Genomic DNA, 15,625 nt, shown 5'->3' with positions numbered 1-15,625 from the left:
AGCGCGTTACCCGGGGGCGCATCAGGCCCTGAAACGCTTGTACCACCTTGGAGGTGAGGGTGTCCCAGATCGCAGGCGAGCCCGCGACCCAGGACTTCGTGGAAGTCCGGCTGCCGGCCGCGGGGGCCTACCTGTCGGTGCTGCGTACGGCCACGGCCGGTCTCGCGGCCCGTTTGGACTTCACCCTCGACGAGATCGAGGACCTGCGCATCGCGGTCGACGAGGCCTGCGCGATCCTGCTTCAGCAGGCCGTGCCGGGTTCGGTGCTCAGCTGTGTCTTCCGGCTCGTCGACGACTCGCTCGAGGTGACCGTCTCGGCGCCGACCACGGATGGTCACGCCCCTTCACGGGACACCTTCGCCTGGACCGTCCTGTCCGCGCTCGCCGGCAAGGTCTCCTCCGCCGTGGACGAGGACAAGACCGTGTCGATCAGCCTCTACAAACAGCGCGGCGCGGGACCCGGGCCGGCGTGAGGAGCGAGGACGGGCCGGTGCGGGACGAAGAACGCGGCACACGGGAGCTGCCGGCCGAGCGCGTGCCGGACGGCATCGACGGCATCCCCGAGCAGGCCCGGCCGCATCCGGAGGACGACTCCACGGAGGCCGTCGCCCCGGGCGGCGGGCAGTCCGGCGGTGCCGCGCGGGGCGCGCCCGCGGCCGGGCCGGCCGGGGTCGCTCCGGGCCAGGGGGGCGCCCCCGCCAGGGCCAGGCCGGCAGCGGGGGACGAGGCGAGCGCTCGGGGAAGGGCGACGGGCGGGACGATGAGCGAGCACGAGCGACACGCCGAGGACGAGGCGCCGCGGGCGCCCGCCGCCCGGGGCACGCGGAGCACCCCCGGTGCTCCGGGCGCCCAGGGCGGGCACGCGCACCACAACCCGCAGGACCGCAGCGGGGCGCGCGCCCTGTTCCTCGAGCTGCGCACGCTGCAGGACGGCACTCCCGAGTACGCGGAGCTGCGCAATCGTCTGGTGCGCATGCATCTGCCGCTCGTCGAGCACCTCGCGCGCCGCTTCCGCAATCGGGGTGAGCCGCTGGACGACCTCACCCAGGTCGCCACCATCGGGCTGATCAAGTCGGTCGACCGCTTCGACCCCGACCGGGGCGTGGAGTTCTCGACGTACGCGACCCCGACGGTCGTCGGCGAGATCAAGCGGCACTTCCGCGACAAGGGCTGGGCGGTGCGGGTGCCACGCCGGCTGCAGGAGCTGCGGCTGTCGCTCACCACGGCCACGGCGGAGCTGTCGCAGCTCCACGGCCGCTCCCCCACGGTGCACGAGCTGGCCGAGAAGCTGGCCATCTCCGAGGAGGAGGTCCTGGAGGGCCTGGAGTCCGCGAACGCGTACTCCACGCTGTCCCTGGACGTCCCCGACACCGACGACGAGTCCCCGGCGGTCGCCGACACCCTCGGCGCCGAGGACGAGGCGCTGGAGGGCGTGGAGTACCGGGAGTCGCTCAAGCCGCTGCTGGAGGACCTGCCGCCGCGCGAGAAGCGGATCCTGCTGCTGCGCTTCTTCGGCAACATGACCCAGTCGCAGATCGCGCAGGAGGTCGGCATCTCGCAGATGCACGTCTCCCGGCTGCTGGCCCGCACCCTGGCCCAGCTCCGGGAGAAGCTGCTCGTGGAGGAGTGACCCGGCGCGGGCGCCGGGGTCCGTCTCCCGGATCGGGCCGCCCCGGGTGACGGCGCCCGGCGGCCGGGCCGGGCGGGGGTCATGGGGTTCCCTCCCGCGCGCGGGGTCCCCGACCGGGACAGGCCGCACACCTCCACACCCTCGGGGCTCCCTCCCGCGTACGGGAGTCCTCTCGAAGCTTGGACCGCCCGTGCCACGACCGGCGGGGCTCCCTCCCGTGTACGGGAGTCCTCCCGCTCGAACGAAGCCGGGAGGAGCAGTCGAGCGTGGGGAGCCGGCGACCGACGACACCGCCGCCGGGTCCCTCCCGGGGAGGGTGCACGCCGGACCTCCGCGCCCCCGGCAGGATCCGGGGCGGATGCTACTTCTCGGCGTTCCCGGGCCCCCGGATGCCGAGGGCCCGGGTCGTCTCGGGGTTGACCAGCAGAACGAGCGCGGTGACGGACACGACGGCGAGCGCGATTCCAGCGGGAATGGCCACGCTGTCGGAGCGCAGCAGGTTGTAGGCCACCGGCAGCGCGATGATCTGCGTGATGACGGCGGGACCGCGGCTCCAGCTCCGCCGGGCGAACAGTCCCCGCGCGGCGAGCAGCGGGAGCAGCGCGAGCACGATCAGCGTCACCCCGCCGGTGACCGCCTGCTGGCGGTCGTCCGGTTCGCCGGTGAGGGCGAGGACCGCCATCCACACGCCGCCGGCCACCAGCGCGAGCCCCTCCAGGGCGGCCAGCGCCGCGGCGTACGTCAGACGGCGCGGGCGGGGGCCGGTGGCGTCCGGGGTGGTGGTGGGGGGGGTCTGCTCACTGCTCACCCCTGAAGGGTAGCCCTCGCCGCGCACGCCCCCGTGGTGAGGCTCACGCCCCGTCTACCCCCTCCGCCCCGACTCGGTCTGGGCCCGGTACCACTGAGTAGGTACCCTGCACGTCATGCGTGCACTTCTCGTGGTCAACCCGGCGGCAACCACCACCAGTGCGCGCACGCGCGATGTACTGATCCACGCGCTCGCCAGCGAGATGAAGCTGGAGGCGGTCACCACCGAGTACCGCGGGCACGCGCGCGACCTCGGCCGGCAGGCCGCGCAGAGCGACGACATCGACCTGGTGGTGGCCCTCGGCGGGGACGGCACGGTCAACGAGGTCGTCAACGGTCTGCTGCACGCGGGGCCCGACCCGGAGCACCTGCCCGGTCTCGCCGTGGTTCCCGGCGGCTCCACCAATGTCTTCGCCCGCGCGCTGGGCCTGCCGAACCAGCCCGTGGAGGCCACCGGCGTCCTGCTGGACGCGCTGCGCGAGGGCCGTGAGCGCACCGTCGGCCTGGGTCTGACCTCGGGCACGCCGGGCTCGGACGACGAGGCCGTACCGGCCCGCTGGTTCACCTTCAACGCGGGGCTGGGCTTCGACGCCGGTGTGGTCGGCCGGGTGGAGCAGCAGCGGGAGCGCGGCAGGAAATCGACCCACGCGCTGTACATGCGCCAGGTGGTGCGTCAACTGCTCGGCGATCCGCACCGGCGGAACGGGGTGATCACGTTCGAGCACCCGGACGAGGAACCGGTCACCGATCTCGCGCTCTCCATAGTCTCGAACACCTCGCCATGGACGTTTCTCGGCAATCGCCCGATCTACGCGTCGCCTAAGGCCTCGTTCGATACGGCGCTCGATCTCTTCGGTCTGCACCGGCTCTCCACCGCCGCGGTTGCCCGGTATGGCACCCAGTTGCTCACTTCGTCCCCGGAGCGCGGACCCCGCGGCAGGCATGCGGTCTCCCGGCACGATCTGACGTCCTTCACCTTGCATTCGAAGGTGCCGCTACCCCTCCAGATGGACGGTGACCACCTGGGGCTGCGAACCAGCGTGACGTTCACAGGCGTACGCCGTGCACTGCGTGTGATTGTGTGAGCAGAAAGGGCCAAAGTCCTTTCAGTCGAACGTTTAGGCCAGGATCCACCCCATGGAAGTACGGCTGTGACCTAGTCGACACCGAAGAATCAAAAAAAACTTTCCGGAAGGGGTTGTATCCGCCGCCGAGGTTTGCGAGTCTCTTCTTGGCGATCGGGACGGCCCGCAACACCGGCCTCGACAGATCACCGGAACCCCTCTTCAAACCCAAGGACGACGCCAGTGAACCTGGCGGTCGGCCCTTCCCTTGTCGAGGGATTCGTGAAAGCGTTCACATTCACAAGCAATCGCAGTACATACCCAGGAGAGGTAGCAGCCATGGACTGGCGTCACAACGCCGTTTGCCGCGAGGAAGACCCCGAGCTCTTCTTCCCCATCGGCAACACCGGTCCTGCGCTGCTGCAGATCGAGGAAGCCAAGGCCGTCTGCCGTCGCTGCCCGGTGATCGAGAGCTGCCTGCAGTGGGCACTCGAGTCCGGTCAGGACAGCGGCGTCTGGGGTGGTCTCAGCGAGGACGAGCGTCGCGCGATGAAGCGCCGTGCCGCCCGCAACCGGGCCCGTCAGGCATCCGCCTGACAACCCACCCCTGCTGACAGCCTGAGCTTGGCGGCGCGTACGGCGCGTACGCATCTCCCGCCCCGAGCCGCAGCGCGCAGTTGAGCAAGAGCCCCGGACCGCTTTCAGCGGTCCGGGGCTCTTCGCCGTCCACGCGGACCCGCACACATCTGCGGGTCCGCGCCCGCTACTTGTCCGACTGCACCGGGATGTCCAGGATCACCCTGGTCCCCCGCTCCGGCGCCGGCACCATGTCGAAGGTTCCGCCCAACTCGCCCTCCACCAGGGTCCGTACGATCTGCAGACCGAGGTTGCCCGCGGTGTGCGGGTCGAAGCCCTCGGGCAGACCCACGCCGTCGTCCTGCACGGTGACCAGCAGGCGGGTCTCCTTGGTGGTGCCGCCGCGGACCGCCGACACCTCGACGGTGCCGGTCTCGCCCTCGCGGAAGCCGTGTTCCAGGGCGTTCTGCAGTACCTCGGTCAGCACCATCGACAGCGGGGTGGCGACCTCGGCGTCGAGTATGCCGAAGCGGCCCGTGCGCCGGCCGGTGACCTTGCCCGGGGAGATCTCGGCGACCATCGCGAGGACGCGGTCGGCGATCTCGTCGAACTCCACGCGCTCGTCCAGGTTCTGGGACAGCGTCTCGTGCACGATCGCGATGGACCCCACCCGGCGCACCGCCTCCTCCAGAGCCGCACGGCCGCGCTCGGACCCAATGCGCCGTGCCTGCAGGCGCAGCAGCGCCGCCACCGTCTGGAGGTTGTTCTTCACCCGGTGGTGGATCTCCCGGATGGTCGCGTCCTTGGTGATCAACTCGCGTTCGCGGCGGCGGAGTTCCGTGACATCACGGAGCAGCACCAGCGAACCGATGCGCGTCCCCTTCGGCTTGAGCGGGATCGCCCGGAACTGGATCACCCCGTCGTGTGCCTCGATCTCGAACTCGCGCGGTGCCCAGCCGCTGGCGACCTTGGCCAGCGCCTCGTCCACCGGCCCGCGGGAGGGTGCCAGTTCGGCGGTGGTCCGGCCGAGGTGATGACCCACCAGGTCGGCGGCGAGGCCCATGCGGTGGTACGCGGACAGGGCGTTCGGGGAGGCGTACTGGACGATGCCGTCGGCGTCGAGGCGGATCAGCCCGTCGCCGACCCGGGGCGAGGCGTCCATCTCGAGCTGCTGGTTCGCGAACGGGAAGGCGCCGGCCGCGATCATCTGCGCGAGGTCCGAGGCGCTCTGGAGGTAGGTGAGCTCCAGCCGGCTCGGAGTGCGCACGGTGAGCAGGTTGGTGTTGCGCGCGATGACCCCGAGGACGCGCCCCTCACGCCGTACGGGGATGGACTCGACCCGTACGGGGACCTCCTCGCGCCACTCCGGGTCCCCCTCGCGCACGATCCGGCCCTCGTCCAGGGCCGCGTCCAGCATGGGACGGCGTCCGCGCGGGACGAGATGGCCGACCATGTCGTCCTGGTAGGAGGTCGGGCCGGTGTTGGGCCGCATCTGGGCGACGGAGACGTAGCGGGTGCCGTCGCGGGTGGGGACCCACAGGACCAGGTCGGCGAAGGAGAGGTCGGAGAGCAGCTGCCACTCCGAGACCAGCAGATGGAGCCACTCGAGATCGGTGTCGTCGAGGGCGGTGTGCTGGCGTACGAGTTCGTTCATGGAGGGCACGTCAGCGAGCGTACCCGGGGGCCGGCGCCACCTCCGAGAACACCCGCGGGCCGCGGCGCCTGAGAGGGACCCTCAACCCTCCCGGCACCGCAGCCCGGAGCAACATCGGCCGTGGGGTGTGCGGTCCCGGTCGGCCGAGGGACGAGGAGCCGGGGCAGTCAGGGCAGAGAGCTCCGGTTCCTCGGTTCCGCCTTCCTGTGCGGGGAAGGCAGGCTTGGTGCGTCCTGCTACGCATTGTGGACTAGACCACTGTCCCTGTAAATGCGTCGGACCGATTACGTCGGACGCCGTTCGTCCCACCGGGGCCGTACGGGCGTCCGTCACGCAGCCTAACCCGTGGGGTTCCCGCGCGGGGCCGGTCGGACAGGGCAATTTCGGCGCGCGGCCGGCACGCCCGCTCTGTTAGATTGAGATTGGTCTAAACCACATTGCACCACCCTGCGGATCCGTGCTCGCGGATCCGGTCCCAGTCGAGTCCTCCTCAAGATCGGCAGGCCCACCGTGGAAGTTGTCATCGTTGCGGACGCCAAGGCGGGCGGCGAGCTCATCGCCGGGGCCATGGCACAGCTCCTGCGACGCAAGCCCGACGCCCTGCTGGGCGTGGCGACCGGTTCGACGCCGCTGCCCGTCTACCAGGCGCTGGCGGCCCAGGTGGAATCCGGTGCCGTGGACACCTCCCGGGCACGGATCGCCCAGCTCGACGAGTACGTGGGGCTGCCCGCCGACCACCCCGAGTCCTACCGCTCGGTGCTGCGGCGTGAGGTGCTGGAGCCGCTCGGGATCGGGATGGACGCCTTCATGGGCCCCGACGGCACCGCCGAGGACGTGCAGGGCGCGTGCGAGGCGTACGACAGGGAGCTGGCCGCGGCCGGCGGCGTGGACCTCCAGCTCCTCGGGATCGGCACGGACGGGCACATCGGGTTCAACGAGCCCTGCTCCTCGCTCGCCTCCCGCACCCGGATCAAGACGCTGACCGAGCAGACCCGGGTGGACAACGCCCGCTTCTTCGACGGCGACATCGACCAGGTCCCGCACCACGTCATCACCCAGGGCATCGGCACCATCCTGGAGGCCCGTCACCTGGTCCTGCTCGCCACCGGCGAGGGCAAGGCGGACGCGGTCGCCGCGACCGTCGAGGGGCCGGTGGCGGCGGTGTGCCCGGCGTCCGCGCTCCAGCTGCACCCGCATGCCACGGTGGTCGTCGACGAGGCCGCCGCCGCCAAGCTGAAGCTCGCCGACTACTTCCGGCACACCTACGCCAACAAGCCGCGGTGGCAGGGGATCTGACCGCCCTCCGTGGTCTGGACCATCCCTCGCCCCAGGGGTATACAAAGGGGATCACGGAGCGTGCGGGGCGCACCCCCGCCCCGAGCCGTGCCACGATGTCAGCCGCGGCCGATGGGGATGTCGGTCGTTTCGGCACCCGGAGCCGGGAAGGCAGAGCATGAGCACCGACGTCAGCAGTACGGAGAACGAGGGTGGGCCCACGGTCCGTACCGCGCGTGTGCCTAAGTACTACCGGCTGAAGAAGCACCTGCTCGACATGACCGAGACGGCGCCTCCCGGCACTCCGGTCCCGCCCGAGCGCACCCTGGCGGCGGAGTTCGACACCTCGCGCACCACCGTGCGCCAGGCGCTCTCGGAGCTGGTCGTCGAGGGGCGCCTGGAACGCATCCAGGGCAAGGGGACCTTCGTCGCCAAGCCCAAGGTCTCCCAGGCGCTCCAGCTCACGTCGTACACCGAGGACATGCGCGCCCAGGGTCTGGAGCCCACCTCGCAGCTGCTGGACCTCGGCTACATCACCGCCGACGACCGGCTCGCCGGGCTGCTCGACATCACGGCCGGCGGGCGGGTGCTGCGCATCGAGCGGCTGCGCATGGCCAACGGCGAGCCGATGGCCATCGAGACCACCCACCTGAGCGCCAAGCGCTTCCCCGCGCTGCGCCGCAGCCTGACGAAGTACACCTCCCTCTACACCGCCCTCGCCGAGGTGTACGACGTCCATCTCGCGGAGGCCGAGGAGACCATCGAGACGTCCCTGGCCACCCCGCGCGAGGCCGGCCTGCTCGGCACCGACGTCGGCCTGCCGATGCTGATGCTGTCCCGGCACTCACGGGACCGCGACGGACAGCCGGTGGAGTGGGTGCGGTCGGTGTACCGGGGCGACCGGTACAAGTTCGTCGCGCGCCTGAAGCGTCCCCAGGACTGAGCCCGGACCCGCCCCGCACTCACCTTCGACGGGTTCCGCAAAACCGGCGAACCGGGCGGTTGACAAGGTTTTCGTTGCTGTTGCCTTTCGTTTGAGCGGCGCCTGGGTACCGCTATGCGGACGAGGGGTTACGACCGTGCTACGCCCTGACCTACATTTCCGCGCATCAACGCCGGTGATCAGTGAGGGGACGGGAACCGTCTGATGTCACAAGCCCCAGAAACCGCAGAAGGGCCGGTGGTGACGCCCGTACGCGTCGTCATCGCCCTCTGTCTCGTCGCACCGTTCGTGGCCATGCTGTGGGTCGGGTCCTACGCGAAGACCGACCCGACGTTCATCGGCATCCCGTTCTTCTACTGGTACCAGATGCTGTGGGTGCTGATCTCCACCGCCCTGACGATGATCGCGTACAAGCTCTGGCAGCGTGACCAGCGCGCCCGCTCGGCCGCGAAGGGCGGTGCGTCGCAGTGAACGACGGCGTCAACGGCGTGGCACTCGCCGTCTTCATCTTCTTCTTCCTGCTGGTCACGGCCATGGGGTTCATGGCCGCGCGCTGGCGCAAGGCCGAGAACGAGCACAGCCTCGACGAGTGGGGCCTGGGCGGCCGGTCCTTCGGCACCTGGGTCACCTGGTTCCTGCTCGGCGGCGACCTGTACACCGCGTACACGTTCGTGGCCGTACCGGCGGCGATCTACGCGGCGGGCGCGGCCGGCTTCTTCGCGGTGCCGTACACGATCCTGGTGTACCCGCTGATCTTCACCTTCCTGCCCCGGCTGTGGTCGGTGTCGCACAAGCACGGCTATGTGACGACCTCCGACTTCGTGCGCGGCCGGTTCGGCTCGAAGGGGCTGTCACTGGCCGTCGCGGTCACCGGCATCCTGGCGACGATGCCGTACATCGCGCTCCAGCTGGTCGGCATCCAGGCCGTGCTGGACGTGATGGGCGTCGGCGGCGGCGAGGACACCAACTGGTTCGTCAAGGACCTGCCGCTGCTGATCGCCTTCGGCGTGCTGGCGGCGTACACGTACTCGTCGGGTCTGCGGGCCCCCGCGCTGATCGCGTTCGTCAAGGACACGCTGATCTACATCGTGATCGCGGTGGCGATCATCTACATCCCGATCAAGCTGGGCGGCTTCGACGAGATCTTCGCCAAGGCGAGCGAGGCGTTCGGCCAGACCAACCCGGCCACGGGCGCGCCGCGCGGCGCGACGGTACCGGGTGAGGCGGGCCAGTGGACGTACGCCACGCTGGCGCTCGGCTCGGCGCTCGCGCTGTTCATGTACCCGCACTCGATCACGGCGACGCTCTCCTCGCGCAGCCGTGAGGTGATCCGTCGCAACACCACGATCCTGCCGCTGTACTCCCTGATGCTGGGCCTGCTGGCCCTGCTCGGCTTCATGGCGATCGCGGCCGGGGTCAAGGTCGGCAACGGCCAGCTGGCCATTCCGCAGCTGTTCGAGAACATGTTCCCGGACTGGTTCGCGGGCGTGGCCTTCGCGGCGATCGGCATCGGCGCGCTGGTGCCGGCGGCGATCATGTCGATCGCGGCGGCGAACCTGTTCACCCGCAACATCTACAAGGACTTCATCAAGCCGGACGCGACGCCGAAGCAGGAGACCCAGGTCTCCAAGCTGGTGTCCCTGCTGGTGAAGGTGGGCGCGCTGGTCTTCGTCCTGACCATGGACAAGACGGTCGCGATCAACTTCCAGCTCCTCGGCGGCATCTGGATCCTGCAGACCTTCCCGGCGCTGGTGGGCGGCCTGTTCACCCGCTGGTTCCACCGCTGGGCGCTGATCGGCGGCTGGGCGGTCGGCATGATCTACGGCACGGTTGCCGCGTACGGGGTGGCCTCGCCGACGCAGAAGCACTTCGGCGGGTCGTCGGAGGAGATCCCGGGCATCGGCGAGATCGGCTACATCGGCCTCACCGCGTTCGTGCTCAACGTCCTGGTCACGGTCGTCCTGACCTTCGTCATGAGGGCGCTCAAGGCGCCCGAGGGCGTCGACGAGACCAGGCCGCAGGACTACACGGCGGACGCGGGCGACCCCGGCGTCCAGGTGGAGCTCCCGCCGGCCACGGCGGGCAGCGCGCACTGACGCCGTACGTACCGTGAGCGACGGGCCGCCGGAGAAATCCGGCGGCCCGTTGTCGTACCCGTCCGGCACACTCCCCTCATGGACATCGTCATCCGGCCGGTGGAGCCCGGCGAGCACGCGGAGCTCGGTGAGATCACCGCGCAGGCCTATCTGCTGGACGGGCTGCTCGACTTCGGGGAGAGCGACGCATACCTCGGTGAGCTGCGGGACGTGGGGAAGCGGGCGGCCGCCGCCGAGGTGCTGGCCGCCGTGGCGGACGGGACGGTGCTGGGCGGGGTGACCTTCGTGCCGGGCCCCGGCCCGATGGCCGACATAGCGGGGCCGGGCGAGGCGGAGATCCGGATGCTCGCGGTCGCCCGCGCGGGCCGGGGCAGGGGCGCCGGGGAGGCCCTGGTGCGGGCCTGCGTGGACCGGGCGCGGGCCACCGAGGGCTGCGTACGGGTCGTGCTGTCGACCCAGCGCACCATGCGCGCCGCCCACCGCATCTACGAGCGGCTCGGTTTCACCCGCACCCCGGAGCGCGACTGGAACCCCCTGCCGGAGCTGGACGACATCACTCTCCTCACCTACGAGTTGACGCTCTGACACCTCCGCGACACAACATATGGGGTTGCCGACGGCACCCGACACAAGATGTATGCTCATGCTCGCTGTCGCCGCAGGGGAATCCGGTGTGAATCCGGGACTGTCCCGCAACGGTGTACCCATGCCCGCGTACGCGTGTGCCTGGGCGTCAGTCCGAGGACCTGCCGACAGCGCACCCGGCCGTCCGGTCCGGGTGCGTGAACGTCCGGGCCTCGCGGAATGGGCCGGTGGACGCGACGCCGCGTGCGCTCGTGTACTGCCCCCTGCGCTCTTCGAGGCCCCGTGCCGAGCGAGGGAGAGCCCCACGTGACCATCGCGCCAGCCGATCCGGCCTCAGCGATCGACGTGCCCGAGGAGAGCGGCGGCCCCGGTGCCGCGCTGCTGCGGACCCTGACCGAGCTGACCGCCGACCTGCCGGACGCCGACCCCGGCCGGGTCGCCGCCGCCGCGCTGCGCGGCCGCTCCGCCTCCGCCGACGAGGCGGAGCTGCGGGAGCTGGCCACCGAGGCGGCGGCCGGGCTGATCTCCGAGGACCCGGCCTACTCCCGGCTCGCCGCCCGGCTGCTGACCCTCGGCATCCGCGCCGAGGCCGCCTCGCAGGGCGTCACCTCGTTCACCGGGTCCGTCGCGACCGGGCACCGCGAGGGTCTGATCGCCGACCGGACCGCCGCGTTCGTCCGCCTGCACGCGGACCGCCTGGACGCGCTGATCGACACCGGCGCCGACGACCGCTTCGGCTACTTCGGCCTGCGCACCCTGCACAGCCGCTACCTGCTGCGGCACCCGCTCACCCGCAAGGTCGTCGAGACGCCCCAGCACTTCCTGCTGCGGGTCGCCGCCGGACTCGCCGAGGACGACAGCACCCGCTCCGTGGACGAGGTCGCCGCGCTGTACGGGCTGATGAGCCGCCTGGACTACCTGCCCTCCTCCCCCACGCTGTTCAACTCCGGCACGCGCCACCCGCAGATGTCGTCCTGCTACCTCCTGGACTCCCCCAAGGACGAGCTGGACTCCATCTACGACCGCTACCACCAGGTCGCCCGCCTCTCCAAGCACGCCGGCGGCATCGGCCTGTCGTACTCCCGCATCCGCGCCCGGGGTTCGCTGATCCGGGGCACCAACGGGCACTCCAACGGCATCGTCCCGTTCCTGAAGACGCTGGACGCCTCGGTCGCCGCCGTGAACCAGGGCGGCCGGCGCAAGGGCGCGGCGGCGGTCTACCTGGAGACCTGGCACTCCGACATCGAGGAGTTCCTGGAGCTGCGCGACAACACCGGCGAGGACGCCCGCCGCACCCACAACCTGAACCTCGCGCACTGGGTACCGGACGAGTTCATGCGCCGGGTGAACGCCGACGCGTCCTGGTCGCTGTTCTCCCCGGCGGACGTGCCGGAGCTGGTCGACCTGTGGGGCGAGGAGTTCGACGCGGCGTACCGGGCGGCCGAGGCGAAGGGCCTGGCGAGGAAGACCCTCCCGGCCCGCGAGCTGTACGGCCGCATGATGCGCACCCTCGCGCAGACCGGCAACGGCTGGATGACCTTCAAGGACGCCGCCAACCGCACGGCGAACCAGACCGCCGAGCCGGGCCACGTCATCCACTCCTCGAACCTCTGCACGGAGATCCTGGAGGTCACCGACGACGGGGAGACGGCGGTCTGCAACCTGGGATCGGTCAACCTCGGCGCCTTCGTGGACCGGGGGGACATCGACTGGGAGCGCCTCGACGAGACGGTGCGTACCGCCGTGACGTTCCTCGACCGGGTCGTCGACATCAACTTCTACCCGACCGAGCAGGCGGGCCGCTCCAACGCCCGGTGGCGTCCCGTCGGTCTCGGCGCCATGGGCCTGCAGGACGTCTTCTTCAAGCTGCGGCTGCCCTTCGACTCCCCCGAGGCGAAGGCGCTGTCCACGAGGATCGCCGAGCGGATCATGCTCGCCGCGTACGAGACCTCCGCGGCCCTCGCCGAGCGGAGCGGCCCGCTGCCCGCCTGGGAGAAGACCCGTACCGCCCGGGGCGTGCTGCACCCCGACCACTACGACGCCGAGCTGACCTGGCCGGAGCGCTGGGCGGCGCTGCGGACGCGGATCGCGGCCACCGGGATGCGCAACTCGCTGCTCCTGGCGATCGCGCCCACCGCCACCATCGCGTCGATCGCGGGCGTGTACGAGTGCATCGAGCCGCAGGTGTCCAACCTGTTCAAGCGCGAGACGCTGTCCGGGGAGTTCCTCCAGGTCAACTCGTACCTGGTGGACGATCTGAAGCGGCTCGGCGTGTGGGACGCCCGCACCCGTGAGGCGCTGCGCGAGGCCAACGGCTCCGTGCAGGACTTCGCCTGGATCCCCGAGGACGTGCGGCGGCTGTACCGCACGGCGTGGGAGATCCCGCAGCGCGGTCTGATCGACATGGCCGCCGCCCGCACCCCGTTCCTGGACCAGGCGCAGTCGCTCAACCTGTTCCTGGAGACGCCCACCATCGGCAAGCTCTCCTCGATGTACGCGTACGCCTGGAAGCAGGGCCTGAAGACCACGTACTACCTGCGCTCGCGCCCGGCGACCCGGATCGCCCGCGCGGCGGCCCGGACCACCGTCCCCGTCCCGCAGGCGGCCGACCCCGAGGCCGTCGCCTGCTCCCTGGAAAACCCCGAGTCCTGCGAGGCCTGCCAGTAATGACCAGCACCACGAAGAACCTGCTCGACCCGGGCTTCGAGCTGACGCTCCGCCCCATGCGCTACCCGGACTTCTACGAGCGCTACCGGGACGCCATCAAGAACACCTGGCACGTGGAGGAGGTCGACCTCCACTCGGACGTCGCCGACCTGGCGAAGCTCAGCCCCGAGGAGCAGCACCTGATCGGCCGGCTGGTCGCGTTCTTCGCGACGGGCGACTCGATCGTGGCGAACAACCTGGTGCTGACGCTCTACAAGCACATCAACTCCCCGGAGGCGCGGCTGTACCTGTCGCGGCAGCTCTTCGAGGAGGCGGTGCACGTCCAGTTCTACCTGACGCTGCTCGACACCTACCTGCCCGACCCGGACGACCGGGCGGCGGCCTTCGCGGCCGTGGAGAACATCCCGTCCATCCGGGAGAAGGCCGAGTTCTGCTTCACGTGGATGGACTCGGTGGAGCAGATCGACCGTCTGGAGACCCAGGCGGACCGGCGCCGCTTCCTGCTCAACCTCATCTGCTTCGCCGCGTGCATCGAGGGCCTGTTCTTCTACGGGGCGTTCGCCTACGTCTACTGGTTCCGCGGCCGGGGTCTGCTGCACGGGCTGGCGACCGGCACCAACTGGGTGTTCCGGGACGAGACGATGCACATGTCCTTCGCCTTCGACGTGGTCGACACCGTGCGCAAGGAGGAGCCGGAGCTGTTCGACGAGGAGCTGGGGCAGCAGGTCACCGCCATGCTGCGCGAGGCGGTCGAGGCGGAGCTGCAGTTCGCGCGGGACCTGTGCGGGGACGGGCTGCCGGGCATGAACACCGAGTCGATGCGGCAGTACCTGGAGTGCGTCGCCGACCAGCGGCTGGTGCGCCTCGGCTTCGCGCCGGTGTACGGCTCGGAGAACCCGTTCTCCTTCATGGAGCTCCAGGGCGTCCAGGAGCTGACGAACTTCTTCGAGCGGCGCCCGTCCGCGTACCAGGTCGCCGTGGAGGGCACGGTCGACCTGGACGAGGACTTCTAGGGAGCCGGGCCTCCCGGTGCCGCCTCACGCCGCCCGTGCGGTGCGGTGGGGGGCGGCACCCCGCGCCGGGCGGGCGGTGGCCGGCCCGGTGCGGCGCTCGGCGGCGGCGCGGGCGGCCTCGGCCTGCCTGATCTGCCGGTCGATCCGCCGGTCGCGTGCGATGCCGATCAGCGCGGGCAGGGTCATGAAGAGGAACAGGCCGAACACGGCCACCATCGCGATCAGTGTTTCCATCTGCGTCGTATCCATGACACCACTGTCGCGCCCGATACCCCTTACCGGCAGTGGCAGAACTGCCGTACACCCTCGATTTACTGCCAAAGGCGCGGCACACTGGAGCCATGCTCCAGAACGTGGCCGCCGTCCTCCTCGACGGTGTGAACCCCTTCGAACTCGGTGTCGTCTGCGAGGTCTTCGGCGTCGACCGCAGCGACGACGGCCTGCCGGTCTACGACTTCGCCGCCGCCTCGGCCGACGGCCCGGCGGTGCGCACCAACGCGGGCTTCTCCCTCCAGGTCGAGCACGGTCTGGAGCGGCTGGAGACCGCGGACCTCATCGCCGTGCCCGCCGGTTCCTCCTATGTGTCCCGGGAGTTCCCGCCCGAGCTGCTGGACGCCCTGCGCAGAGGGGTGGACCGGGGCGCGCGGGTGCTCAGCGTCTGCTCCGGGGTGTTCGTGCTCGCCGCCGCCGGGCTCCTCGACGGCCGGCGTGCCGCCGCCCACTGGAAGCACGCGGAGGCGCTGACCGGGAGGTATCCCCATCTGACGGTCGAGCCGGATGTGCTCTACGTCGACGAGGACCCGGTGATCACCTCCGCGGGCACCGCCGCCGGCATCGACGCCTGTCTGCATCTGGTGCGCAAGGAGCAGGGTCCGGAGGTCGCCAACAAGATCGCCCGGCGCATGGTGGTGCCCCCGCACCGCGACGGCGGGCAGGCCCAGTACATCGAGCGCCCGCTGCCGCGGTCCGGGGGCGACACCGTCGCCGAGGTCCTGATGTGGATGGAGCGGCATCTCGACGAGGAGACCACCGTCGAGCAGCTCGCCGCCCGCGCCCACATGGCGCCGCGCACCTTCGCCCGCCGCTTCCAGCAGGAGACCGGCACCACGCCCTACCGCTGGATCCTGCGCCAGCGGGTGCTGCTGGCCCAGCGTCTGCTGGAGGCGACGGACGAGACGGTGGACGCGATCGCGGGCCGTACCGGCTTCGGCAACGCCGCGGCGCTGCGCCACCACTTCGTCCGCGCCGTCGGTACGACGCCCCAGGCCTACCGGCGCACGTTCAGGGGCCCGCAGGCCGCCTGAACGCGCGCCGC

General features: G+C 70.8%; 15 protein-coding genes and 1 riboswitch. Of the genes, 12 read left to right on the top strand and 3 right to left on the bottom strand.

Annotated features, from left to right (window positions below; all coding sequences use genetic code 11):
- The first annotated feature begins 59 nt into the window (after positions 1-59).
- On the top strand, positions 60-473 hold the full coding sequence (locus tag IH50_RS0111940; RefSeq protein ID WP_004925829.1) for an anti-sigma regulatory factor: 414 nt from the start codon (positions 60-62) through the stop codon (positions 471-473).
- A 17-nt stretch (positions 474-490) separates the two neighbouring features.
- Positions 491-1,630, top strand: a complete 1,140-nt coding sequence (locus IH50_RS0111935) for an RNA polymerase sigma factor SigF (RefSeq protein WP_078913938.1) — start codon at positions 491-493, stop codon at positions 1,628-1,630.
- 361 nt (positions 1,631-1,991) lie between these two features.
- Here IH50_RS0111935 and IH50_RS0111930 read toward each other — a convergent pair whose 3' ends face one another.
- Positions 1,992-2,438, bottom strand: coding sequence for a hypothetical protein (locus tag IH50_RS0111930; RefSeq protein WP_030860257.1), 447 nt, complete (start codon positions 2,436-2,438; stop codon positions 1,992-1,994).
- A 115-nt stretch (positions 2,439-2,553) separates the two neighbouring features.
- Here IH50_RS0111930 and IH50_RS0111925 point away from each other — a divergent pair, with 115 nt between their 5' ends.
- Together IH50_RS0111925 and IH50_RS0111920 are read left to right on the top strand one after the other, a co-directional pair.
- A complete protein-coding gene (locus tag IH50_RS0111925; protein ID WP_030860255.1) occupies positions 2,554-3,522 on the top strand; it encodes a diacylglycerol/lipid kinase family protein in 969 nt (322 codons plus the stop codon).
- A 318-nt stretch (positions 3,523-3,840) separates the two neighbouring features.
- Positions 3,841-4,098 carry a WhiB family transcriptional regulator gene (locus tag IH50_RS0111920; RefSeq protein ID WP_030219886.1) on the top strand — a complete coding sequence of 86 codons (258 nt, stop codon included), beginning with the start codon at positions 3,841-3,843 and terminating at the stop codon, positions 4,096-4,098.
- Between the two features lie 166 nt (positions 4,099-4,264).
- On the opposite strand, the gene IH50_RS0111915 is transcribed toward IH50_RS0111920, so the two are convergent.
- On the bottom strand, positions 4,265-5,740 hold the full coding sequence (locus IH50_RS0111915; protein ID WP_030860253.1) for a sensor histidine kinase: 1,476 nt from the start codon (positions 5,738-5,740) through the stop codon (positions 4,265-4,267).
- A gap of 501 nt (positions 5,741-6,241) precedes the next feature.
- Between IH50_RS0111915 and nagB the strand changes: the two genes are divergently transcribed.
- From nagB to IH50_RS0111880, 7 genes are all read left to right on the top strand, one after another.
- On the top strand, positions 6,242-7,027 hold the full coding sequence (gene nagB / locus IH50_RS0111910) for a glucosamine-6-phosphate deaminase (RefSeq protein ID WP_030860251.1): 786 nt from the start codon (positions 6,242-6,244) through the stop codon (positions 7,025-7,027).
- A gap of 157 nt (positions 7,028-7,184) precedes the next feature.
- Positions 7,185-7,949 (top strand): GntR family transcriptional regulator, encoded by a 765-nt coding sequence (locus IH50_RS0111905; protein ID WP_030860249.1) that lies wholly within the window; start codon positions 7,185-7,187, stop codon positions 7,947-7,949.
- Between the two features lie 204 nt (positions 7,950-8,153).
- On the top strand, positions 8,154-8,420 hold the full coding sequence (locus tag IH50_RS0111900; RefSeq protein WP_030860248.1) for a DUF3311 domain-containing protein: 267 nt from the start codon (positions 8,154-8,156) through the stop codon (positions 8,418-8,420).
- Positions 8,417-10,045, top strand: a complete 1,629-nt coding sequence (gene mctP, locus IH50_RS0111895; RefSeq protein WP_030860246.1) for a monocarboxylate uptake permease MctP — start codon at positions 8,417-8,419, stop codon at positions 10,043-10,045. Before IH50_RS0111900 ends, mctP begins: the two co-directional genes overlap by 4 nt.
- Before the next feature lie 78 nt (positions 10,046-10,123).
- A complete protein-coding gene (locus IH50_RS0111890; protein WP_030860244.1) occupies positions 10,124-10,630 on the top strand; it encodes a GNAT family N-acetyltransferase in 507 nt (168 codons plus the stop codon).
- A gap of 15 nt (positions 10,631-10,645) precedes the next feature.
- Positions 10,646-10,814, top strand: a riboswitch (cobalamin riboswitch).
- Between the two features lie 122 nt (positions 10,815-10,936).
- Positions 10,937-13,297, top strand: coding sequence for a ribonucleoside-diphosphate reductase subunit alpha (locus IH50_RS0111885; RefSeq protein ID WP_030860242.1), 2,361 nt, complete (start codon positions 10,937-10,939; stop codon positions 13,295-13,297).
- Positions 13,297-14,310 (top strand): ribonucleotide-diphosphate reductase subunit beta, encoded by a 1,014-nt coding sequence (locus IH50_RS0111880; RefSeq protein ID WP_030860240.1) that lies wholly within the window; start codon positions 13,297-13,299, stop codon positions 14,308-14,310. Before IH50_RS0111885 ends, IH50_RS0111880 begins: the two co-directional genes overlap by 1 nt.
- A 24-nt stretch (positions 14,311-14,334) precedes the next feature.
- On the opposite strand, the gene IH50_RS0111875 is transcribed toward IH50_RS0111880, so the two are convergent.
- The gene (locus IH50_RS0111875) at positions 14,335-14,559 is read right to left on the bottom strand and encodes a hypothetical protein (protein ID WP_030860239.1); all 225 of its coding nucleotides are present in this window, start codon (positions 14,557-14,559) and stop codon (positions 14,335-14,337) included.
- Between the two features lie 92 nt (positions 14,560-14,651).
- On the opposite strand from IH50_RS0111875, the gene IH50_RS0111870 reads away from it, so the two are divergent.
- The gene (locus IH50_RS0111870; RefSeq protein ID WP_030860238.1) at positions 14,652-15,614 is read left to right on the top strand and encodes a GlxA family transcriptional regulator; all 963 of its coding nucleotides are present in this window, start codon (positions 14,652-14,654) and stop codon (positions 15,612-15,614) included.
- Positions 15,615-15,625 lie beyond the last annotated feature (11 nt).

Source organism: Streptomyces sp. NRRL S-37, assembly GCF_000721605.1.
Lineage (GTDB): Bacteria > Actinomycetota > Actinomycetes > Streptomycetales > Streptomycetaceae > Streptomyces.
Note: the sequence above shows the minus strand (reverse complement) of the source record. Positions and strands in the feature narration are given on the sequence as shown.